This window comes from Amycolatopsis sp. NPDC004169, from assembly GCF_040610315.1.
Classification (GTDB): domain Bacteria; phylum Actinomycetota; class Actinomycetes; order Mycobacteriales; family Pseudonocardiaceae; genus Amycolatopsis.
This window is the reverse complement of record NZ_JBEXMD010000006.1, coordinates 1-22,544: the sequence shown is the minus strand read 5'-3', so window position 1 is coordinate 22,544 and position 22,544 is coordinate 1. Positions and strand designations below refer to the sequence as shown.

General features: G+C 73.3%; 16 protein-coding genes, 1 pseudogene and 1 riboswitch. Of the genes and pseudogenes, 4 read left to right on the top strand and 13 right to left on the bottom strand.

Annotated features, from left to right (window positions below; translation table 11 throughout):
* Positions 1 to 4 precede the first annotated feature (4 nt).
* Complete coding sequence (locus ABZX11_RS09860; protein ID WP_354911532.1) at positions 5 to 736, top strand: beta-phosphoglucomutase family hydrolase; 732 nt, start codon at positions 5 to 7, stop codon at positions 734 to 736.
* Entirely contained in the window at positions 736 to 3,141 is a 2,406-nt protein-coding gene (locus tag ABZX11_RS09855) for a glycosyl hydrolase family 65 protein (RefSeq protein ID WP_354911529.1), read from the top strand. Before ABZX11_RS09860 ends, ABZX11_RS09855 begins: the two co-directional genes overlap by 1 nt.
* Here the strand turns inward: ABZX11_RS09855 and ABZX11_RS09850 are convergent.
* Together ABZX11_RS09850 and ABZX11_RS09845 are read right to left on the bottom strand one after the other, a co-directional pair.
* The gene (locus ABZX11_RS09850; protein ID WP_176176412.1) at positions 3,122 to 3,304 is read right to left on the bottom strand and encodes a hypothetical protein; all 183 of its coding nucleotides are present in this window, start codon (positions 3,302 to 3,304) and stop codon (positions 3,122 to 3,124) included. The genes ABZX11_RS09855 and ABZX11_RS09850 overlap by 20 nt on opposite strands.
* Before the next feature lie 41 nt (positions 3,305 to 3,345).
* On the bottom strand, positions 3,346 to 4,287 hold the full coding sequence (locus ABZX11_RS09845; protein ID WP_176176411.1) for an exopolyphosphatase: 942 nt from the start codon (positions 4,285 to 4,287) through the stop codon (positions 3,346 to 3,348).
* Positions 4,288 to 4,525: 238 nt separating this feature from the next.
* Between ABZX11_RS09845 and ABZX11_RS09840 the strand changes: the two genes are divergently transcribed.
* Positions 4,526 to 5,134: a class F sortase gene (locus ABZX11_RS09840; RefSeq protein ID WP_176176410.1), complete on the top strand. Its 609-nt coding sequence runs from the start codon at positions 4,526 to 4,528 to the stop codon at positions 5,132 to 5,134.
* Between the two features lie 44 nt (positions 5,135 to 5,178).
* Here ABZX11_RS09840 and ABZX11_RS09835 read toward each other — a convergent pair whose 3' ends face one another.
* The 3 genes from ABZX11_RS09835 to ABZX11_RS09825 all read right to left on the bottom strand — a co-directional run bounded on the left by ABZX11_RS09835 (position 5,179) and on the right by ABZX11_RS09825 (position 14,549).
* Positions 5,179 to 6,219, bottom strand: coding sequence for an LLM class F420-dependent oxidoreductase (locus ABZX11_RS09835; protein ID WP_176176409.1), 1,041 nt, complete (start codon positions 6,217 to 6,219; stop codon positions 5,179 to 5,181).
* An 82-nt stretch (positions 6,220 to 6,301) separates the two neighbouring features.
* Complete coding sequence (gene fahA / locus ABZX11_RS09830) at positions 6,302 to 7,516, bottom strand: fumarylacetoacetase (protein WP_354911524.1); 1,215 nt, start codon at positions 7,514 to 7,516, stop codon at positions 6,302 to 6,304.
* Between the two features lie 409 nt (positions 7,517 to 7,925).
* Positions 7,926 to 14,549, bottom strand: a complete 6,624-nt coding sequence (locus tag ABZX11_RS09825) for a DUF885 domain-containing protein (RefSeq protein WP_354911521.1) — start codon at positions 14,547 to 14,549, stop codon at positions 7,926 to 7,928.
* A gap of 133 nt (positions 14,550 to 14,682) precedes the next feature.
* Here ABZX11_RS09825 and ABZX11_RS09820 point away from each other — a divergent pair, with 133 nt between their 5' ends.
* Positions 14,683 to 15,702, top strand: coding sequence for an AsnC family protein (locus ABZX11_RS09820; protein ID WP_176176407.1), 1,020 nt, complete (start codon positions 14,683 to 14,685; stop codon positions 15,700 to 15,702).
* 89 nt (positions 15,703 to 15,791) lie between these two features.
* Here ABZX11_RS09820 and ABZX11_RS09815 read toward each other — a convergent pair whose 3' ends face one another.
* From ABZX11_RS09815 to ABZX11_RS09780, 8 genes and pseudogenes are all read right to left on the bottom strand, one after another.
* Positions 15,792 to 16,721: an RluA family pseudouridine synthase gene (locus ABZX11_RS09815; RefSeq protein ID WP_354911518.1), complete on the bottom strand. Its 930-nt coding sequence runs from the start codon at positions 16,719 to 16,721 to the stop codon at positions 15,792 to 15,794.
* A complete protein-coding gene (gene lspA, locus ABZX11_RS09810; RefSeq protein WP_217709802.1) occupies positions 16,718 to 17,266 on the bottom strand; it encodes a signal peptidase II in 549 nt (182 codons plus the stop codon). The genes ABZX11_RS09815 and lspA overlap by 4 nt, the downstream gene beginning before the upstream one ends.
* 131 nt (positions 17,267 to 17,397) lie before the next feature.
* Complete coding sequence (locus tag ABZX11_RS09805) at positions 17,398 to 17,526, bottom strand: hypothetical protein (RefSeq protein WP_354911515.1); 129 nt, start codon at positions 17,524 to 17,526, stop codon at positions 17,398 to 17,400.
* Positions 17,527 to 17,711: 185 nt separating this feature from the next.
* Positions 17,712 to 18,308, bottom strand: a complete 597-nt coding sequence (locus tag ABZX11_RS09800; protein WP_354911512.1) for a hypothetical protein — start codon at positions 18,306 to 18,308, stop codon at positions 17,712 to 17,714.
* A 16-nt stretch (positions 18,309 to 18,324) separates the two neighbouring features.
* Complete coding sequence (locus ABZX11_RS09795; protein ID WP_354911509.1) at positions 18,325 to 19,659, bottom strand: aminotransferase class V-fold PLP-dependent enzyme; 1,335 nt, start codon at positions 19,657 to 19,659, stop codon at positions 18,325 to 18,327.
* A 39-nt stretch (positions 19,660 to 19,698) separates the two neighbouring features.
* Positions 19,699 to 19,813, bottom strand: a riboswitch (SAM riboswitch).
* 77 nt (positions 19,814 to 19,890) lie between these two features.
* Positions 19,891 to 21,369 carry a potassium/proton antiporter gene (locus ABZX11_RS09790; RefSeq protein WP_354911506.1) on the bottom strand — a complete coding sequence of 493 codons (1,479 nt, stop codon included), beginning with the start codon at positions 21,367 to 21,369 and terminating at the stop codon, positions 19,891 to 19,893.
* A 97-nt stretch (positions 21,370 to 21,466) separates the two neighbouring features.
* Positions 21,467 to 22,159 (bottom strand): metalloregulator ArsR/SmtB family transcription factor, encoded by a 693-nt coding sequence (locus tag ABZX11_RS09785; protein WP_354911504.1) that lies wholly within the window; start codon positions 22,157 to 22,159, stop codon positions 21,467 to 21,469.
* A 289-nt stretch (positions 22,160 to 22,448) separates the two neighbouring features.
* Positions 22,449 to 22,544 (bottom strand): annotated as a pseudogene (locus ABZX11_RS09780) (family 1 glycosylhydrolase); the annotation flags it as partial.

Here is a 22,544-nt window from a genome sequence, read left to right as displayed (position 1 = left end):
GGGCATGACGACGGGACTGCCGGAGACCATCACCGCCTGCCTGTTCGACCTCGACGGAGTGCTGACCGGGACGGCGATTCTCCACCGCGAAGCGTGGAAACGGACATTCGACGAATTCCTGCGCGCCCGCGACGGCGCCGGGTTCGCGGAGTTCACCGACCACGACTACGCGGCCTTTGTGGACGGCCGCCCGCGTGCCGACGGCGTGCGGGAGTTCCTGCGGTCACGGGGGATCACGCTGCCCGAGGGCGAACCGGACGACCCGGTGGACGCCCCGACCGTCAACGGCGTCGGCAACCGCAAGAACGAACTGGTCCTCAAGATCATCGACGAGCGCGGCGTGAACCCGTACCCGGGGTCGGTGCGCTACCTCGAAGCGGTCAAGGCCGCCGGGCTGCGGATCGCCGTCGTGACGTCGTCGGCCAACGGCGCCAAGGTGCTCGACGGCGCCGGCCTGAGCAAGTACGTCGAGGCGCGCATCGACGGCATCGTGATCCGGGAACGCCACCTGCGCGGCAAGCCCGCGCCGGACTCGTTCCTGGCCGGTGCCGCCGCGCTCGGTGTCGAACCCGCGCACGCCGCCGTCTTCGAGGACGCCCAGTCCGGCGTCCAGGCCGGCAAGGCAGGCGGCTTCGGCTACGTCGTCGGCGTGAACCGGGCCGACCAGGCCGCCGAGCTCAGGGCCCACGGGGCCGACATCGTCGTCGACGACCTCGCCGACCTGCTGGAGGATTGATGATCGAGGAAGAACCCCGCGGCTACGAATGCTCGCCGTGGGAGCTGCGCTGGCGCGGGATGGACGTCGACGCCCTGCAGCGCACCGAGTCGGCGTTCGCCGTGTCGAACGGGCACATCGGGCTGCGCGGCACCCTCGAGGAGGCCGAGCCGCGCGGCCTGCCCGGCACCTACCTCAACGGCTTCTACGAGCAGCACGAACTCCCCTACGCCGAGGCGGGCTACGGCTACCCCGAAGAGGGCCAGACCGTCGTCAACGTGACCGACGGCAAGATCATCCGGCTGCTCGTCGAAGACGAGCCGCTCGACATGCGCTACGGCGCGGCCACCGCGCACGACCGCGTGCTCGACTTCCGCAAGGGCACACTGTGCCGCAGCACCGAGTGGTCGTCGCCCACCGGGCGGCGGGTCCGCGTGCGCACCGAGCGGCTGGTGTCGTTCACCCAGCGCGCGATCGCCGCCATCCGGTACGAGGTCGAGCCGCTCGACGAGGACCTGCAACTGGTCGTGCAGTCCGACCTGCTGGCCAACGAGCCGATCGAATCCGACACCAGCGACCCGCGGGTGGCCGCCGCACTGGAGTCGCCGCTGGTCGGCGAGTTCCACCGCGCGTCGGACTACAACGCCGTGCTGGTGCACCAGACCCGCCGCTCCGGGCTGCGGATGGCCGCGGCGATGGACCACAAGATCGAGGTGGACGACGGGATCCGGGCCCGCATCCACTCCGAGGAGGACCTCGCGCGGCTCACCGTCGCGGTCGACGTGCCCAAGGGCGGGCGGCTGCGGATCACCAAGTTCCTCGCCTACGGCTGGTCGGCGCAGCGTTCGGTGCCCGCACTGCGCTCGCAGGTCGAGGCGGCGCTCGCCGGCGCCCGCCAGACCGGCTGGAAGGGCCTGCTCACCGAGCAACGCGAATTCCTCGACGACTACTGGCGGACGTCGGACATCGAGATCGAGGGCGACCCCGAGCTGCAGCAGGCCGTCCGGTTCGCGCTGTTCCACATCCTGCAGGCCGGGGCCCGCGGCGAAAGCCGCGCGATCGCCGGCAAGGGGCTGACCGGGCCCGGCTACGACGGGCACGCCTTCTGGGACACCGAATCCTTCGTCCTGCCGGTGCTGACCTACACCATCCCGGACGCGGCGCGCGACGCGCTGCGCTGGCGGCACTCCACAATGGACAAAGCGCGGGAACGCGCGCACCAGCTGGGGTTGCGCGGCGCGGCGTTCCCCTGGCGGTCGATCAACGGCGCCGAGTGCTCGGCGTACTGGCCGGCGGGCACGGCGGCGTTCCACGTCAGCGCGGACATCGCCGACGCCGTCGTGCGCTACCTCAACGCGACCGGCGACGAGGAGTTCGAGCGCGACTACGGCACCGAGCTGCTGCTGGAAACCGCGCGGCTGTGGGCTTCGCTGGGCCACCACGACCGGCACGGCACCTTCCGCATCGACGGCGTCACCGGCCCCGACGAGTACTCGGCGGTGGCGGACAACAACGTCTACACGAACCTGATGGCGCGGCGGAACCTGCAGGCGGCGGCGGAGTCGTGCGAGCGGCACCCGGAGGTGGCGGCCCGGTTCGGCGTCGACACCGTCGAGCTGGACACCTGGCGGGCGGCCGCCGCGGCGATGTTCCTGCCCTACGACGAAGAACTCGGCGTGCACCCGCAGTCGGAGGGGTTCCTCGACCACGACGAGTGGGACTACGCGAACACCGATCAGTCGCACTACCCGCTGCTGCTGCACTACCCGTACTTCGACCTGTACCGCAAGCAGGTCGTCAAGCAGGCGGACCTGGTGCTGGCGCTGCACCTGTGCGGCGACTCCTTCAGCCAGGAGGAGAAAGCCCGCAACTTCGCCTACTACGAAGCGCGAACCGTGCGCGACTCCTCCCTTTCGGCGGGCACGCAGGCGGTCATCGCGGCCGAAGTGGGCCACCTGGAGCTGGCCTACGACTACCTCGCCGAAGCCGCGCTGACCGACCTGCACGACGTCCACAACAACGTGCGCAACGGCCTGCACATGGCGTCGCTGGCCGGTGCGTGGCAGGGCGCGGTGGCCGGGTTCGGCGGCCTGCGCGACCACGGCGGGACGCTGGCGTTCTCCCCCCGGCTGCCCCCGCAGCTGGGGCGGATCACCTTCCGCCTGATGTTCCGCGGCACCCGGTTCCAGGTCGAGATCGACCCGGACCAGGCCACCTACCACGTCGTCGCCGGGGAGCCGCTGGAAGTGCTGCACCACGGCGAGCGCATCACGATCACGGCGGAGCCGCAGCGGTACGCGATCCCGAAGATCGACGCCGGGCCGCCGCCGCAGCAGCCTCCGGGACGCGCGCCGATGCGCCGTGACTCGGAAGCCGTGCGTCAGTACGCGGAACCGGCCAACCCCATCACTGTGGAAGGTCGCTAGCGGCTTCGCGGCCGGGTGGGGCCGGGACCTCCTCGGTCCCGCCCGGGTTCACGTCGGGGTCCGGCGCGGTCGGCACGTCGTGCGTCAGCTTGCCGGGGGTCGGGAGCTTCGGGAGCTCTTCGTCTTCGTCGTCACGGCCGTGGAGGCGCTGCTGCTCGCTCATGCTTTCCGGAATACCCGGTTTTGCCGGTGACGGCCAGCGGTTCAGGCCGCGCGCTTGCCCGCCGCGGCCCGCGCCTTGTCCTGCAGGGTGAGCAGCAGGCCGTCGCGCGTCGACCACGGGCAGATCAGCACCTTGCCGCCGGCGACCGTCAGCAGCGCTTCCGCCACGATCGCGCCGGCCAGGGCCTGGTGGGCGCGGCTGCGGGAAATGCCCGGCAGCTCCGCGCGCCTCGACGGCGGCAGCGCGGCGAGCCGCGGGATCCACGCGCGCAGGTCGTCGAGCCGCAGTTCCCGGCACTTGCCGGGGCGGGCGCCGGCCAGCCGCGCGAGCTGCTGCAGCACCTTCGAGCAGCCGACGACCATCGGGTCGTCGACGTCGGCGGCACCCAGCGTGGTGGTCACGACGTCGAGTGCGTGCGACCGCAGGGCCCTGACCTGCTTTTTCGACACGCGCTCGGACGGCAGCCAGTCCCGCGTCATCGAGCGGGCGCCCAGCGGCAGCGAGCGCGCGAAGGTGGCCTTTTCACCGGTACCGGCGGCCAGCTCGACCGTCCCGCCGCCGATGTCGAGCACGAGCATCGCCCCGGGCTCGGCGGCGTACCAGCGGCGGACCGCGAGGTAGGTCAGCTCGGCCTCGCAGCGGCCGGAGAGGAAGCGCAGCTCGACGCCGGTCTCGCCGGCGACGTGCCGGACGATCTCGGCGGAGTTGGCGGCGTCGCGGATCGAGGACGTCGCGAGCGGGTAGACGTCGGGGACGCCGTGGCGGTAGGCCGTGGTCATGCCGGCCGCGACGGCGGCCGTGACGGCTTCGACGCCCCGGTCGGAGAGCCGGCCGTGGACGTCGAGCTCGCGGTCCAGGCGCAGCCGCGTCTGGTGGTTGACCACCGGCTCCCGTGGCGAGCCGTCGACCGGCACCACCACGAGCCGGGCGCTGAACGAACCGACGTCCAGCACACCCACCGCGGGCTTCTCGCTTTTTCGCACTGCTCGGCGCACCTCGCTTCCGCCTGGTGAATATCCCCAGTTCAAGGGCTCGAAACCAGCAATGATGTCCGATCTCACGTCGCGCCGCCGCGCATTTCCGCGAATGAGGCCCTCCGGCGGTGTGTTTCTTACGCGAAGGCCTGCAGGAGATAACCCGATCGAGTGAACCGACCGGGAGCCGGACACGATTCGGTAACGCCCGGGGCCGCTGCGCGATTAATCGGACATCGGAAGCAGCGTGGAGCAGGGTGAACAACGCAACCGGCCGGAGCGGCGAGCCGAGCTCGTGCGGCCGGCCGCCGTCGTGCTCGCGGTCGTGGCCGGGCTCGGCTGCGTCCTGCTCGGCGTGACGTCGGTGCTCGAGCCGTCCCCGGCGGTCACCCCGGCCGCGGACCGGCCCGCGGCGGCCGGCGCGCCGCCGGTGGCGCTGCTCGTCCCGGCCCTGGACCTGACGCTGGACCACGTGGTCGCGCTCGGCCACGTCGGCGGCCGCCGCGAACAGCCCGGCACCGCCGGGGGTGTGGGCTGGTTCGCCGACGGGCCGGTGCCGGGCGCGCCCGGCGTGGCGGTGCTGTCCGCCCACTCCGGGTTCGGCTACTCCTGGGGCGCGTTCGCCCGCTTGGACAAGCTGGCGCCGGGAGCGGCGATCATCGTCCGCGACGCGCGGGAGCACGAAACGCGGTTCACGGTCCGCCGGACCGCCGTGTTCCCGGCGAGCGAGCCGGACAGCACGCTGGTGGCGCCCGAAGGGACGGGCCCGGAGCTGCGGCTGATCACCAGCGACGGGACCTACGACGGCGCGGGCTTCGCCGGCCAGCGGGTCGCGGTCTACGCGACGCCGAGCTGAGCCGCGGCGTCGCGAACGGCTCGTCCGCGACGCCGCGGCCGCGGTCAGCCGATCAGCTCGCGCAGCTGCGAAACCGCCGCCACACGGCCCTCACGGCCGGGCTGCAGCGGGTTGACCACCAGCGTGGTCGCGCCCGCCTCGGCGAAGGCCGCCACGCGCTCCTTCACGTAGCCGGCCGGGCCGACCAGGGAGATGGCCCGCAGCAGCTCGAGCGGGACCGCCGCGGCCGCTTCCTCCTTCTTGCCGTCCAGGTACAGGTCCTGGATCAGCTTCGCCTCGGCCTCGTAGCCGTAGCGGCAGGCCAGGTCGTTGTAGAAGTTCTTGCCGCGCGCGCCCATCCCGCCGATGTAGAGGGCCAGCACCGGCCGTACGTGGTCCAGCAGCGGCTCGACGTCGTCGCCGATGGCCAGTGCCACCGTGACGAACGTGTCCAGCTCCCCCAGCGCGGCGTCGCGCTTGGCCTTGCCTTCGGCCAAAGACGCGCCCCAGACGTCGGCCGCCCTCTCCGGGTGGAAGAAGATCGGCTGCCAGCCTTCGGCGATCTCGGCGGTCAGCGCGACGTTCTTCGGCCCGATCGAGGCCAGCAGCACCGGGATCCGCTCCCGCACCGGGTGGTTGATCAGCTTCAGCGGCTTGCCGAGGCCGGTGCCCTGCTCCGGCGGCAGCGGGATCGTGTAGTGCTTGCCCTCGTGGACGACGCGCTCGCGGCGCCAGACCTGGCGGCAGACCTCGACGATCTCGCGCGTGCGGCCCAGCGGCGCGTCGTACTTCACGCCGTGGAAGCCCTCGATGACCTGCGGGCCGGACGCCCCGAGCCCGAGGATGAACCGCCCGTCGGAGACGAAGTCGAGACCGGCCGCGGTCATCGCGGTCAGCGTCGGCGTGCGGGTGTAGATCTGGAAGATGCCGGACGCCAGCTGGACGCGCTCGGTCTTCGCGGCCAGGTAGCCGAGCTGGCTGACCGCGTCGAACGAGTACGCCTCCGGCACGAAGACGACGTCGAGGCCGGCCTTCTCCAGTTCGACGACGTCGGCCACGCTTTCGGCGAAGCCTCCGGAGTAGCTGATCCCGGTCCCGATCTTCATGGGCGTCCTTCCGCGGTGAGCGAGCGCTTAGTCGCTGGTCATTATGCGCGCTGCCCGGCCCGCGCCGGTGTGGGTAGCGCCACTATCCGCCCGCGACCACCGTCCCCCGCACCTCGCCGAAGCCGATGCGCGTGCCGCCCGGGCCGGGGGCGGTCGCGCTGATCACCACCTCGTCGCCGTCCTCGAGGAACGTCCTCGTCACGCCGCCGGGCAGTTCCAGGGGCTCCTGGCCGCCCCAGGACAGCTCCAGGAACGAGCCGCGCTGGTCGCGCTCCGGGCCGGTCACCGTGCCCGAGGCGAAGAGGTCGCCGGTGCGCAGGCTCGCGCCGTTGACGGTCATGTGCGCCAGCTGCTGCGGCGCCGTCCAGTACTGCGTCGCGAACGGCGGGCTCGACACCAGGTGGCCGTTGAGGCGGATCTCCATGGCCAGGTCCAGGCCCCAGGGTTCGCTGGTCCGGAGGTAGGCGAACGGCTCCGGGTCCTGCGGCGGGCCGTCGACGCGCGCGTGGTCCAGCGCGGCCAGCGGCACGATCCACGGCGACACCGACGTCGCGAACGACTTGCCGAGGAACGGGCCGAGCGGCTGGTACTCCCAGGCCTGGATGTCACGGGCCGACCAGTCGTTGACCAGGCAGACACCGAAGACGTGCTCGGCGAAGTCCGCCGTGGACACCCGGCTGCCGGGCGCGGACGGGGTGCCGACGACGAACCCGACCTCCGCCTCGATGTCCAGCCGCTGCGACAGTCCGAAGGAGGGCACATCGGCGTTGCGCGGCTTGCGCTGCCCGTGCGGCCGGACGACCGGAGTGCCCGACGCGACGACGGTGCCGGCCCGGCCGTGGTAGCCGATCGGCAGGTGCTTCCAGTTGGGCAGCAGTTCGGTGGCGTCCGGGCGGAAGATCCGGCCGGCGTTGAGGGCGTGCTGCTCGCTGGAGTAGAAGTCGACGTAGTCGGCGACCTCGAAGGCGAGGTGGGTGGTGACCTCGGCCAGCGGCACGAGGTGCGGCCGGAGCTGGTCGGCGTAGCGGGGTTCGGTCAGCCACTCGGTGAGGCTTTCGCGGACCTCGCGCCAGGTGCCGGCCCCGGCGGCGAGCAGCGGGTTGAGCACGCCGGCGGTGAGCAGCGGCGCGAAGGGGGCAGCGGTCTCGGCGGCCGCGGCGGTCAGGTCGAGAACGTGCTCGCCGACGGGCACGCCGACCCGCCGTTCGGGCGCCCCGCCGACGGAGAAGACCCCGTAGGGCAGGTTGCCCAGGCCGAAGGGGGTGTCTTCGGGGAGCTCAAGCCAGGTCAAGTGCACTCCTCAGCCAAGGCGGCTCGTGCCGCCGGGTGGTCGGTCAGGACGAATCGGGCGCCGGTTCGGGCGGGTGGGCGGGTGATCGAACACGGAACTCGCGTGATTCCCGCCGTACCGGCTCCAAGCACGCGAGTTCCGGCTCCAAGCACGCGAGGCCCGGCTCCAAACACGCGACTTCCGGCTTCGAGCACGCGAGTTCCCGCTTCGGGCACGCGAGTTCCGGCTTCGGGCACGTGAGCCGGCGGTGCGTTCCGCCGCACCCGGGCCGCACCGGCCGACCGCACGCTCACCCGCCGCAGCCCGCGGCTGCCGCGCGTCGCTCGGGGCAGTGCACGCCGCCCGCCCGGCACCGTCGCGGCCCGGTCGCACCGCGGACCGGGTCGGCCTCCCGCGGCCACCCCGGCGGCCCTCCTCACTCGGTTTCCCTTGCGGCCCGGCTCGTCACCCACTCCGCCACCACGTCCGCCAGCACCGGGAGCGGCAGGGTTCCGCTGCCCAGCACCACGTCGTGGAACTCGCGGATGTCGAACGCCTCGCCCAGCTCGCGCTCGGCCTCCGCGCGCAGGCGCTCGATCTCCAAGCGGCCCACCATGTAGCTCAGGGCCTGGCCCGGGTGGCCCGCGTACCGGTCGATCTCCGCCTCGATCTCGATGCGGGCCATCGGGGTGTTCTCGACCAGGTAGTCCACCGCCTGCTGGCGGCTCCAGCCCAGTGCGTGCAGGCCCGTGTCCACCACCAGGCGCGCCGCGCGCATCGAATCCTGGGTCAGCAGGCCGAGCCTCGACGTGCTGTCCGAGTACAGCCCCATCTCGTCCGCGAGGCGCTCGGCGTACAGGCCCCAGCCCTCGCAGAAGGCGTTGAACATGGCGACCCTGCGCAGCAGCGGCACGTCGGTCAGCTGCTGGGCGAGCGTCAGCTGGAAGTGGTGGCCCGGCACGGCTTCGTGGAACGCCACCGACTCGCTCAGCGTCCGCTGCCGCTGGTCCGCGTCGCGCGTGTTCGCGTAGTAGGTCCCCGGGCGGGAACCGTCGAGCGACGGATCGATGTAGTAGGCGATCGACCCGCTTTCGGCCTCCGCGTCGGGCACCGGGGCGACCTGGCAACGCTGCTCCGGCACCCGCAGGAACCACTGGGGCGCCACGGCTTCCGCACGGGTGATCGCCGCGCGGGCCGACTCCAGCAGCTCGTCGCCGTCGCGCCAGCGCAGGGCCGGGTCGGTGCGCACGCGCTCGAAGATCTCCGGCAGCTCGGTCGTGCCGAACACCTCGGCGCCCAGCTCGCGGTACTCCGCCGCCAGCTGCTCGATGATCGCCAGGCCCGTTTCGTGCAGTTCCTGCGGGGTGCGCTCGGTCGTCGTCTCCGCCCGGATCAGCGCCGCGTAGCGCTCCGGGCCGCCCGGCAGGTCGCCGATGCCCGGCGACGTCTCGGGCCGGGCCACCGGGACCACTTCGTCGGCCAGGAAGTCCCGGTAGCGCCGGTACGCCGGCCACACCACTTCGGCCAGCAACCGGTCGCGCTCGGCTTCGAGGCCCCGGACCGGCACCTTCAGCGGGTCGTCGTCCGGAGCGGCGAGGTACCGGTCGACGTAGCCGACGCCGATGCGCGCCAGGAACTCCGGCGGCGTCAGGCCCTCGGCGAGCGCCGCCCGCTGCCGCTCGATCAGCTGGTCCAGGTACGTGCCGATCGCGGCGAGCCTGCTCAAGTAGCCGCGTGCCTTGGCATCGTCGTCGAGGACCGTCTGCGGCAGCGCCATCAGCAGCTCGAGGGCCGGCGCGGCCAGCCCGTCGCTCACCGCGATGTCGGCCCGGCCCGAGTCGAGCACGTCGATCTGGGTGCGCGCCTGCCAGATCACCACGTCCCGGGTGACGCGCTCGGCCGGCGTAAGCGTGGCCGCGTCGATCGCCTCCGCGCGCTCGACGAGACCGGCGAGCCCGGCGCGGAACCGGGCGGCGGCTTCGGCGGACTGGTCGGCCAGCTTGTCGTGCGTGCCCGGCAGGCCGTACAGCGACGGGAACAGCGGCTGCGCCTCGAACATCAGCTCCAGGCATTCGTCGGCCAGCTTCCCGGGCGTGTCCCGGTGCCCGGCCACCCACTCCGCGACCACGCCGGACAGCACCGGCAGCGGCAGGGTTCCGCTGCCCAGCACCACGTCGTGGAACTCGCGGACGTCGAACGCCTCGCCCAGCGCCTGCTCGGCCTCCGCGCGCAGCCGCTCGATCTCCAGCCGCCCCACCATGTAGCCCAGCGCCTGGCCCGGGTCGGCGGCGTAGCGGTCGATCTCCGCTTCGATTTCCAGCCGCGCCATCGGCGTGTTTTCGGCGAGGTAGTCGACGGCCTGCTGCCGGCTCCACCCGAGCGCGTGCAGCCCGGTGTCGACGACCAGCCGGCCCGCCCGCATCGAATCCTGGGTCAGCATGCCCAGCCGCGAGACGTCGTCGGAGTACAGGCCCATCTCGTCGGCCAGCCGCTCGGCGTACAGTCCCCAGCCCTCGCCGTACGCGTTGACGTGCAGGATCCGGCGCAGCAGCGGCAATCCGGTGAGGCCCTGGGCGAGACACAGCTGGAAGTGGTGCCCCGGAACGGCTTCGTGGAACGCGATCGCCTCGCTGGTGAACCGCGGCCGCTTCTCCGCCTCGAACGTGTTCGCGTAGTACGTGCCCGGGCGCGTGCCGTCGAGCGACGGCCGCAGGTAGTAGGCGATCGTGCCGCTCGCCGCGTCGGCCTCCGGCACCGGCGCGACCTGGCACTGCTGCTCCGGTACCCGCGAAAACCACTGCCCCGCCACGGCTTCCGCACGGGCGATGGCGGCCCGGGCCCCGGCCAGCAGCTCCTCGCCGTCCCGCCAGCGCAGCGCCGGGTCGGTCCGGATCCGGTCGAAGATCTCCCCGAGATCCGTGGTGCCGAACAGCTTCCCGCCCAGCTCGCGGTACTCCCCCGCCAGCTTCTCGATCAGCGCGAGGCCGGTTTCGTGCAGTTCCTGTGCCGTGCGCTCGGTGGTCGTTTCGAGGCGGATCAGCGCGGCGTACCGCTCCGGCCCGCCCGGCAGGTCGCCGATCCCCGGGGACGTCTCGGGCCGGGCCACCGGCGCGAGCTCCTCGGCCAGGAAGGCGCGGTAGCGCGCGTACGCGGGCCGGACGACTTCGGCGAGCAGGCGATCGCGCTCGGCTTCGAAGCCTTCGAGCGCGTACGCCGGTGTCACCCGCAGCGGGTCATTATCGGGCGCGCCGAGGTAGCGGTCGACGTACTCGATGCCGATGCGCACCAGGAAGCCCGGCGGCACCCGCCCTTCAGCCGCCGCCCCACGCTGCCGCTCGACCAGCGCGTCGAGGTAGCCCGCGAAACCGGCGAGCCTGCTCAGGTAGCCGCGGGCCTTCGGCTCGTCGTCCAGCACCGTCTGCGGCAGGTAGAGCAGCAGCTGCAACGCGGGAGCGGCGATCCCGTCGCTGACCGAGATGTCGGCACGCCCGGAATCGATCTCGTCGATGGCCGCCTTCGCCTGCGACAGCACGACTTCCCGGGTGACGCGCTCCTCGGCGGGCAGCCCGGCGGTGTCGAAGGCTTCGGCGCGCGCGGCGATCGCCGCGTAACCCGCGCGCAGGCGGGCTGCGGCCTCCGCGCTCGGGTCGGGCAGCCGGCTGTGGTCGCCGGGCAGGCCGTACAGCGACGGCAACAGCGGCTGCCGTTCGAAGTCCAGCGCGAGCAGCTCGTCGGCCAGCTTCCCGGGCGTGTCGAGCTGCCCGGCCACCCAGTCCTCGACCACCTTGGCCAGCGCCGAGAGCGGCAGCATGCCGTGGCCCAGCACGACTTCGTGGAACCCGCGGATGTCGAAGCGCTCGCCCAGCGCCTGCTCGGCTTCGGCGCGCAGCCGCTGGATCTCCAGCCGCCCCACCATGTAGCCGAGCGCCTGGCCCGGCCAGCCGATGTACCGGTCGATCTCCGCCTCGATCTCCAGCCGCGCCATCGGCGTGTTTTCGACCAGGAAGTCGATCGCCCGCTGCCGGCTCCAGCCCAGCGCGTGCAGGCCCGTGTCGACGACCAGCCGGCCGGCCCGCATCGAGTCCTGCGTGAGCATGCCCAGCCGCGAGACGTCGTCGGAGTACAGGCCCATCTCGTCGGCGAGGCGCTCGGCGTAGAGCCCCCAGCCTTCGGCGTAGGCGTTGAACATGCCGATCCGCCGCAGCAGCGGCAGGTCACGCAGTTCCTGGGCCAGGCTCAGCTGGAAGTGGTGCCCCGGAACGGCTTCGTGGAACGCGATCGCCTCGCTGGTGAACCGCGGCCGCTTCTCCGCCTCGTGGGTGTTCGCGTAGTACGTGCCGGGCCGCGTGCCGTCGAGCGACGGCTGGAGGTAGTAGGCGATCGTGCCGCTCGCCGCGTCGGCCTCCGGCACCGGCGCGACCTCGCACTTTTCAGCCGGGATGCGGGAGAACCACCGCGGGGCGACGGCTTCGGCGCGGGCGATGGCGTCCCGCGCCGCGGACAGCAGCTCCTCGCCGTCCCGCCAGCGCAGCGCCGGGTCCGTGCGCAGGCGCTCGAAGATTTCGGCGAGCTCGGTGGTGCCGAACACCTTCGCGCCCAGCTCGCGGTACTCCCCCGCGAGCTTTTCGATCAGCGCCAGCCCGGTTTCGTGCAGCTCCTGCGCGGTGCGCTCGGTGGTGGTCTCCGCGCGGATCAGCGCGGCGTACCGCTCGGCCCCGCCCGGCACGTGCGAGATGCCCGGGGCGGTGTCGGGCCTGCCGGCCGGCTCGACCTCGTCACGCAGGAAGTCGCGGTACCGCGCGTACGCGGGCCGGACGACGTCGGCGAGCAGCCGGTCTCGCTCGGCTTCGAAGCCTTCGACGGCCGCCGTCGTGCCGACCTTCAGCGGGTCGGTTTCCGGCGCGCCGAGGTAGCGCTCGACGTACTCGATGCCGACGCGGGCCAGGTACGCCGGCGGCACCAGCCCTTCGGCCAGGCTCTCGCGCTGCCGCTCGGTCAGCTGGGCGAGGAACGGCTCGATCGCGGCGAGCCGGGCCAGGTAGCCGCGCGCCTTCTTCTCGTCGTCCAGCCGGTAGTACGGCAGGTACATCAGCAGGCCGAGCGCGGGCGCGGTGAGCCCGTCGCTGACCGCGAGATCGGCGGTCAGCGCGCCCAGCCGATCGGCCTCCACCTCGGCGGAGGCGATCACGACCTCGCGGGTGACGGCTTCCTCCGGCGTCAGTCCGCCGGTGGCCAGGGCCCGGGCGCGGGCCGCGATCGCCGTGTACGCCTCGCGGTAGTGCTCCTGCGCGGCCCGCGTCTGGTCGGCGAGCCGGTCGTGGTCGCCGGGCAACCCGAGCACCGACGGGTTCAGCGGCTCCTGTGCGAAGGACAGCTCGACGAGCTCGCTCGCCAGGCCGTCGACGGTGTCACCGTGCCCGGCCACCCATTCGTCGACGACCGAGTCGAGCACCGAAAGCGGCAGCTGGCCGCCGGCCAGCACGAGGTCGTGGAAGGCGCGGACGTCGAACCGCGAGCCGAGCCGCTGCTCGGCGCGGGTCCGGGCGCGCTGGATCTCCCGCCGCCCCACCATGTACCCGAGCGCCTGGCCCGGCCAGGCGATGTAGCGGTCGACCTCGGACTCGATCTCCAGGAGCGCGCCCGGCGTGTGCTCGGCGAGGTAGTCGACGGCCTGCTGCCTGCTCCAGCCCAGCGCGTGCAGCCCGGTATCGACGACCAGCCTGCCCGCCCGCACCGAGTCACCGGCCAGCATGCCGAGCCGGGCGATGTCGTCGGAGTAGAGCCCCATCTCGTCGGCCAGGCGCTCGCTGTAGAGCCCCCAGCCCTCGACGTAGGCGTTGAACACCCCGATCCGGCGCAGCAGCGGCAGCTCGGTGCGCCCCTGGGCGATGCTGAGCTGGAAGTGGTGCCCCGGCACGGCTTCGTGGAACGCGACCGACTCGGCCATGTGCCGGAGCCGCTCGGTGGCCTCGTGGGTGTTCGCGAAGTAGATGCCCGGCCGGGAGCCGTCGGCGGCCGCGCGCAGGTAGTAGGCCGCCGGCGCGCCGGGCGCGACCTCCGCCGGCACGGCTTCGACCGTGCACTGCTGTTCGGGGATCCGGCCGAACCACTTCGGGGCTTCGGCGGCGGCACGGGCGACGGCCGTGCGGGCGGTCTCCAGCAGCTCGTCCGCACTGCGCCAGCGCAGCGCCGGGTCGGTGCGCAGGCGCTCGAAGATCGCGGCCAGGTCGTCGGTCCCGAACACCTTCAGCCCCAGCTCGCGGTACTCGGCAGCGAGCGCCTCGATGGTGTCGAGGCCGATCCGGTGCAGCTCGGCGGGGGTGAGCTCGGTGGTCGTGTGCAGCCGCGCCAGCCGGGCGTAGGTCTCCTCGCCGCCGGGCAGCCACGACACGCCGGGCCGGTCCGCGGGCCGCCCGTGCGGCTTGACCTCGGTGACCAGGAACTCGCGGTACTCCGCGAAGGCCGGGCGGACGACATCGGCGAGCAGTTCCTCCCGCCGCCGCTCGAACTCCTCGTCCGGCGCCGGCTGGCGGCGCAGCGGGTCGGCAGCGGGTTCGGCGAGGTAGCGGTCGAGGTGGGCGACCGCGGCGTCGACCAGGTGGGCCACCGGCAGCAGGCCGCCCGCGATGCCCTCGGCGTGCCGCTGCGCGGCCTGGCGCAGGTAGCCGGGGATCGCGGCGAGCCTGCCGAGCTGGGCCTCCGCGGCTTCACCCGCCGTCACCGTCGTCATCGGCAGCGCCATGAGCAGTCCGGCCGCCGGACCGGTGGACAGGTCGGTGACGGTGAACTCGGCCAGCCGGCTGTCTATCGAGGCGATGCGGTTCTCGGCCGTGGTGATCAGCACCTCGCGGGTGATCCGGTCTTCGGCGTCCTCGGCGGGCAGGGCTCGGGCGCGATCGAGGAACGCCACGAGCCGAGCGCGGAACGCCTGCTCGGCTTCGGCGGACAGGTCCGGCAGGCCGGGCTCCGCCGGGCGGATGCCCAGCAGCGCCGGCGTCAGCGGATCGGCGGCGAACATCGCTTCGACGAACTCGTCGGCGAGTTCGGTGACCGCGGTCATGGCAGGACCCCCAGCTTCGGCTGATGTGCTCAAGGCCGACCCTAACGGAGATCACCGACAGAAACGCCGCGCCGTTCGCCCGGGGCGGACGGCCTGCGGCGTCGCGGATCGGCCAGGCGGTAGCGTTCTTCAGGTGGCCGTGACCGATCCCGTGGATACCCGCCTGCTCGCCGCGCTCGCCGAACTCGGCAAGGCGGCCGTGCACGAGCTGGCGGCCAAGGTCGGCATGGACCCCCGCGAGGTCGCCTACCGGCTGGTCGCCCTCTCCGGCAGCGGGCTGCCCCTACTCGTCGGCGTCGAAAGCGACCCGAACGGCCTGCGCGCGGCCATCGCCGGCGCGCCGCCGTCGTGGGCGAACCGGCCGCCGCAGTTCCCGCCCCCCTCGCAGCCGGTGCCGCAGCAGCCGGCCCCGCCGATGCCGCCGCCGGTCCAGGGGACGCCGTCGGGGCCGTACACCGTCCAGGGCGTCCCGTCCGGGCCGTACACCGTGCAGGGCGCGCCCTCCGGGCCCTACACCGTCCAGGGCACGCCGTCGGGGCCGCACCCCGTCCAGGGGACGCCGTCCGGCCGCTACCCGGGCCCGCCGCCCCAGGCACAGCCGCCGCGCCCGCCCCGGCCGTTCACGCCGCCGCCGGTCCCGCTCGACCCCGCCGTGAGCACCTGGGGCGTGCCGCAGACGGCGTCGTGGGCCCGCGGCGACGAGCCCGCCCGGCCGTCCGGTCCCGCGGCAGGCAGGAAGGGCAGGCTCGGCGAGGTCATGGAGACACAGGGCCTGGAGGGCGAGCAGCTGTCGGTGCAGCTGCTCGAGGTCCAGGACCCGGCCGACTACCTGTTCAGCGCGGCCGGCTACCGGCTGGAGGACGGCGAGCGCGCAGTGGTCGTGCACACCGAGATCACCAACCGCGGGGCGATCCCGTTCGCGTCGCTGCCGGACAACTACCTCGAGCTGCTCGCCGCCGACGGCCAGGCGATCGGCAAGGCGCCGGTGTCGCTGACCTCGCGGCCGCCGCACAAGATCGGCGTCAAGCCGGGCGAGACGCTGGGCGGGCACACGGTCTACGTGCTGCCGGACGCCACCCGCGTCGTCTCGGTGCGCTGGAGCCCGCGGCCGGAGCCGGACGAGCGCACGCTGACCTGGTCGATCGAGGATTGAGGCTTGTTCTGGTCAGCCCGCCGCGGCCCACGCGGAGACCGGCGGCCGCTCGAGGAGTTCTGCGGCGGGCGACGGCAGAACAAGCCTCACTAGTAGCTTTCCTCGCGCAGGATCTCGAGGGCCTTCGCGAGGTCGTCCGGGTACTCCGACTCGAACTCGACCCAGCGGCCGTCGGCCGGGTGCGCGAACGCCAGGGTCTTCGCGTGCAGCCACTGACGGCTCAGGCCGAGGTGGCGGGCCAGTACCGGGTCGGCGCCGTAGGTCAGGTCACCGACGCAGGGGTGCCGCAGCGCCGAGAAGTGGACGCGGATCTGGTGCGTCCGCCCGGTTTCCAGCTTGATGTGCGCCAGCGACGCCGCCCGGAACGCCTCGACGACCTCGTAGTGCGTCACGCTGGGCCGGCCGCCCTGGACGACGGCGAACTTGTAGTCGTGGCGCGGGTGGCGGTCGATCGGGGCGTCGATGGTGCCGCGCATCGGGTCCGGGTGGCCCTGGACGATCGCGTGGTAGCCCTTGTCGACCGTGCGCTCCTTGAAGGCGCGCTTCAGCACGGTGTAGGCGTGCTCGCTCTTGGCCACCACCATCACGCCGGTGGTGCCCGCGTCGAGCCGGTGGACGACGCCCTGGCGCTCGGCCGCGCCGGAGGTGGCGATCCGCAGGCCCGCCGCCGCGAGGCCGCCGACGACGGTCGGGCCGGTCCAGCCCGGGCTCGGGTGCACCGCGACGCCGACCGGCTTGGAGATCACCACGATGTCGTCGTCGTCGTGCAGGATCTGCATGCCTTCGACCGGCTGCGCGACGACCTCGACCGGGTTCGACGGCTCCGGCAGGGTGATCTCCAGCAGGCCGCCGCCGGAGAGGCGGTCGGACTTGCCCGCGGGACGGCCGTCGAGCAGCACGTCCCCGGACTCGGCGAGCTCGGCGACGACCGTGCGGGACAGCCCGAGCAGCTTGGCGAGGCCGGCGTCGACCCGCATCCCGTCGAGCCCGTCGGGGACCGGGAGCATCCGCGAGCTCACGCCTGCTCCTCCTGCGTCTCCTGGGCCTGTTCCTTCTTCTTGTCCTTGGTCGAGGTGCCGTCGTAGTCCTTGCCCAGCAGGGACAGCAGCACGATCAGGGCGCCGCCGACGCAGATCGCGGAGTCGGCGATGTTGAAGATCGCGAAGCCCTTGCCGTTGGGGGCGAAGGCCGAGATGAAGTCGACGACGTGGCCCTGCAGGCCGCCGGGCGCGCGGAAGATGCGGTCGGTCAGGTTGCCGGTGGCCCCGGCGAGCACCAGGCCGAGGCCGATCGCCCAGCCGATCGAGCGCAGCCGCCGCGACAGCCAGATGATCGCGATGACCACGGCGAGCGCGACCAGGGCGAGCACCCACGTCATCCCGGTGGCCATCGAGAAGGCGGCACCGGGGTTGCGGATCACCTGCAGGTAGATCAGCCCGCCGAGGACCTTGACCGGCTCCTTGCCCTCCAGGTTGGCCACGACCAGGTTCTTCGTCACCAGGTCGATCGCCCAGAACACGACGGCGACGGCGAAGACCCAGCCGACCCGCCGCTTCGGCAGCAGCGGCTTCGCCGGGACCTCCGGGTTCTCGGGCGCGTCGGCGGCCGGATCGGGACCGGCTTCGGCGGCCGCGGCGGTGTCGGGTTCGGAGTGGCTGGGCTCGGTGCTCACCGGTCCATTGTCCACGGCGCTGGTCAGGCCGTGGCGGGCCCGTCCGGGCGCGGCCGCAGGAGCACGGCGAAGGCGCCCGCGAACAGCACGCCCACGGCCGCGAGCGCGCCGGGGACCGGGGGCAGGAACACGGTCGCGACCAGCGCGAACACCCCGGCGCCCCGAGCACGAACCGGCCCGGACGCCGGGGCCGCAGCTGCCAGGCGGCCACGGCGAGCGCGCTCGCGTAGGTCGTGCGGCTGGGCTCGGCGGTGGGGAGGCCGGGCGGCCACGTCACCAGCAGGGCGAGCCCGGCGCGGCCAACGGGAACCAGGCCCTCCGCGGACTCCCCATCGGGTCAGGGCATCGAGCTCGGGTTTCCCCGCAGCAGGGCGACGAGCGCGGCGGCGAGCAGGATCATCGCCGAGGCCAGCATGCCGGCCATGTCCGCCGAGAGCACCACGGCGACCAGGGCGAACGCCGCCGCCGTCAGCAGGACGAACCGGCTGCGCTCGTACGCGGCGAGCAGCAGCAGGCCGAGCGTGGCCAGGAGCGGGCCGCGCAGGCCGTCGCCGAGCCGGAACTGCCAGGACCCGACCAGGTCGAGCAGCGGGACGGCGAGCAGCGCGGCGATCGTGCCGAGGGCGAACCACCCCACCCGGCCCGGTCGCCGGGCGAACGCGTACCAGACGGCCGTGCCGAGGACCGCCACGCCGAGCGTGACCAGCCACACCGGCCCGGCCGGGAGGCTGCTGTCCCCGACGTGGAAGTCCAGCGGCCACTGCAGTGCGCGGCTGTACTCGGTCGCACCGGGTGGGACCGCCGGTGACAGGAGGAGGTTCGCGGACTCGCTTTCGGCCGGGCTCCGGCGCCACAGCAGCTGCACGGTGACCGCGCCGATCTGCGCGAAACCCAGCAGTGCCAGCGGAAACCAGTAACGCGGCCCTCTCCCCATCGGCCCAGGCTAGCGCTCAGCAGAACGGCGGCAGCTCCCGCGGGTCGCCCACCGGGGCCCAGCGGCCGTCCACCTTCGCGTACTCCCAGCGGGCCCCGCGGGCGACGATCTGCCGCAGTGCCAGCAGCACGCGGTCGACGTGTTCCTCGGTGCTGCCGAGGCCGAGGCTGACGCGGACCGCCTGCTGCCCGTCGCCGCCGGTGACGGCGATCAGCCGCTTGGCCGCGATGTGGGCGCAGAAGGCGCCGTCGCGGACGCCGATGCCGTACTCGGCGGACAGCACCGCGGCGAGCCAGCCCGGGTCGAAGCCGTCGACGACGAAGCTGACCGTGCCGACCCGGTCGACCGGCGCGTCGAACAGCCGCAGCTCGGCGCAGCCGGGGATGCTCTCGAGCCCCTTGCGCAGCCGGGTGAGCAGGGCCTGCTCGTGCTCGACGACGGCGTCCCAGTTCGCGCTGAGCGTCTCGCACGCGACGCCGAGGGCGTACACGCCGACGGTGTTGGGCGAACCGGCTTCGTGGCGCTCCGGCCCGCTGTTCCAGACGACGGCGTCCTCGGTGACGAGCTTGGTCGCGCCGCCGCCGGCGAGGTACGGGCGGGCCGCGCGCAGCCAGTCCGCGCGGCCGATCAGGGCACCGGCGCCGAAGGGCGCGTACAGCTTGTGGCCGGACAGGGCGACGTAGTCGACGTCCAGTTCCTTGAGCGAGATCCGGCGGTGCGGGGCCAACTGGGCGGCGTCGAGGGCGACCCGGGCGCCGTGTTTCCGCGCCACGGCGGCGATTTCCGCCACCGGGAGCAGCTCGCCGGTCACGTTGGAGGCGCCGGTGACGACGACCAGCCGCGGTCCCTGCGGAGCGCCGGCCAGCGCCTCGTCCACAGCGGACACCGCGGCGAGGCGGGTGCGCGGGGTGGGGATCCGCCGGACGTTCGGCCCGTGCCAGGGCAGCAGCGCGGCGTGGTGCTCGGTGTCGAAGACGACCACCGTGGTGTGCCGCGGCAGGCTGCGGGCGAGCAGGTTGAAGGAGTCGGTGGTGTTGCGGGTGAAGACGACGGTGTCGGTCCGCCGCGCGTCGACGAAGCGGCGCAGGACGTCACGGGTGCGCTCGTAGAGCTTGGTGGAGACCTGCGAGGCGAAGCCGGCGCCGCGGTGGACACTGGCGTACCAGGGCAGGAACTCGTCGACCTTCGCGCGGACGGCGTCGAGACAGGGTGCGCTCGCGGCGTGGTCGAGGTTGGCGTAACCGATGTCGCCGCCGGTCACCAGCGGCACCCGCAGCGACGCCCCGGCGACGGTGGGGATGGCGGGGGCTTCGCGGGTTTCGGGCTGGGTGCGGTCGATGGCGAGAGTCATCGGGGTGCCTCCTCGGCGATCCGGGGGACCCCGGCGAGGGGCCCGCGCTTGCCCGTCGCACGGCGCGACCGGCCCGGTCTTCACCCGGGGCACCCCACCGCGGTAGGAGGGTTGCCGGCCAGCAAGCCGGGGCTTCGCGCTGGCACTCATGACCTGAGCCCGAAGGTACCGAGAACGCGCCGGGCCGCCAACCCCCGCCTCACATTCTGAGACGGCGGTCACAGAGCGTGCTCAGCGGCCGGACTCGCCCTTCCAGCGCGCGAGGCGGCCGGCCCGGTCCACCGCGCGCAGCCGGCGTTCGACCGCGTCCCGGACCGCGCTCGTGGTGACGACCAGCAGCTGGTCGTTCTCCTGCAGCCGGCTGGTCTTCTGCGGCGTGAACCCGGCGCCGTCGCGGACGACCAGGCTGATCGTCGCCCCGACCGGCAGCCGCAGCTCGGACAGGTACACGCCGTGCATCTTGGACCCCACCTGGATGCGGACCTGCAGGAGTTCGGCGCCCAGCTCGTCCAGCGGCGCGGAGTCGACCTCGATCTCGTGCGCCTCGGACTTCTTCGCCAGCCCGAGCCGGTGCGCGAGCGGGCCGAGCGTCGCCCCCTGCACCAGCGTCAGCACGATGACCAGCACGAACACCGCGTCGACCAGCCGCTGCGCGCCCGGCAGGCCGCGCGAGAGCGGGATCATGGCGAGCACGATCGGCACCGCGCCGCGCAGCCCGGCCCACGACAGGAACACCTGTTCCCGCCACGGCAGCCGGAACGGCAGCATCGACAGCACGACCGAGAGCGGCCGCGCCAGCAGCAGCACGACGGCGCCCGCGACCAGGCCCGGAACGACCGCGTCGAGCAGCCTCTCCGGCGAGGCGAACAGCCCCAGCAGCACGAACAGCCCGATCTGCGCCAGCCAGCCCAGTCCCTCGGCGAACGACAGCGTGTCCGACCGGTGCGGCAGCCGCGAATTGCCGAGCACCAGCGCGGCGACGTAGGTGGCGAGCAGGCCGGACGCGTGCAGCAGCTGGCCCGAGGAGTACGCCACGACGCACACCGCGACCGTGGCCAGCGGGTAGAGACCGGTCGCCGGCAGCGCGGCCCGGCGCAGCGCGAGCCCGCCGAGCCAGCCGAAGGCCAGGCCGATGACCAGGCCCGCGGTCAGCTCGTAGACCACCAGCAGCGGCAGCGTCCAGTCCACAGTGGTGCCTTCGGCCAGCACCACGACGGCGATGTAGGCCGGCGCGTCGTTGATGCCCGACTCGAGTTCGAGCGCGCCGGTGAGCCGTTTGCCGATGCCCGCCGTGCGCAGCACCGAGAACACCGCAGCCGCGTCGGTCGAGGCGAGCACCGCGCCCCACAGCAGCGCCAGCCGCCAGTCCAGGCCCAGCAGCCAGTGCAGGGCGGCGCCGGTGACCGCGACGCTGACCACGACGGCCACTGTGGACAGTGCGATCCCGCGGCCCAGCGCGGGTTTCACCGCCGACCACCGGGTGGTCAGGCCACCTTCGGCGAGGATCATGACGAGCGCGGCGAGGCCGAGCGACTGGGTCAGCTCGGGGCTGTCGAACCGGATGCCGAAGCCGGCTTCGCCCAGCAGGACGCCGATCCCCAGGTACAGCAGCAGCGAGGGCAGGCCGAGCCGGATCGACACGCGCACGGCCAGCACGGAGGCGAGGAGGACGACACCGCCGACGCCGAGCAGCACGGGGAGCTGGTCCATGCCGCCTCCCTCCCGAGTGCCGTGGGGCACTCAGAATAGTGAAGCGGCCGGATTAACTCGTTCGTGTACCGCTGCCCAGTAGCGCACACCCGGTGTGTTAAGGCGCGGCGACGCCACCGAGCGCGTCGAGATCGACACCGAGCGCGGCGAACGGCGCCCCCGCCGCGGGCAGCACCTTGACCGCGCGGTGGCCGTCCCTGGCCACCCAGCCCTGCTCGACCGCCCGGTCGAGCAGGGCCGCGGGCAGCGCCCCGGCGAGGTGGTCGCGGCGCTCCGTCCAATCCAGACAGTCACGCAGCAGCGGCCGCCGCCCGGCGGCGACCGGCACGCCGAGGTCGGCCAGCACGGTCCGCCCGCGCGGGGTGAGGGCGAGCCCGTCGGCGGTGCCGACCAGGCCGGCGGCGAGCATGCCGTCACGCAGGGCGACGCCGAGCTCGCCGGCGAGGTGGTCGTAGCAGGTCCGCGCGAACCCGAGCCGCTTTGCCCGCAACGACGGCTTCAGGCCGGTGACGGGCCGGTGCTCGGCGTGCTGGGCCAGGTGTTCGATCAGCTCGGCGACGCGCGGGTCGGCGATCCGGACGTAGCTGGCCCGCCCCTGCTTGACCCGGGCGACGAACCCGGCCCCGGCCAGCCGGCTGACGTGCTCGCTGGCGGTCGAGAGGGCGATCCCGGCCGCCTTTGCGAGCTCGCCGACGGTCCAGGCCCGCCCGTCGAGCAGCACGAGGCACATGGTCGCCCGGCTCGGATCGGCGAGCACCGCGGCCACCTCGGCCAGCGCGATCGTCTCCATGCCCCCACGCTACGGCCCGCACCCTTCGGCCCCGCCCGAACCATCGCCCCTGCCCGGACGACACGCGCACCTGAAGGGTCCGCCCGCGTACCTGGGCGGTCGGGTCGCGTACCTGGAGGGTCGGGTCGCGTACCTGGGCGGTCGGGTTGCGCACCCAGAGGGTCGGGTCGCGTACCTGGGCGGTCGGGTTGCGCACCCGAAGGGTCGGCCCGCGCACCCAGAGGGTCGGGTTGCGTACCCGGAGGGTCGGGTCGCGTACCTGGAGGGTCGGGTTGCCGTCCGACCCTCCAGTCTCGAAGTCGACGTGCACCAGGCCGAACCGCTGCGTGTAGCCCATCGCCCACTCGAAGTTGTCCAGCAGCGACCAGGCGAAGTACCCGCGGAC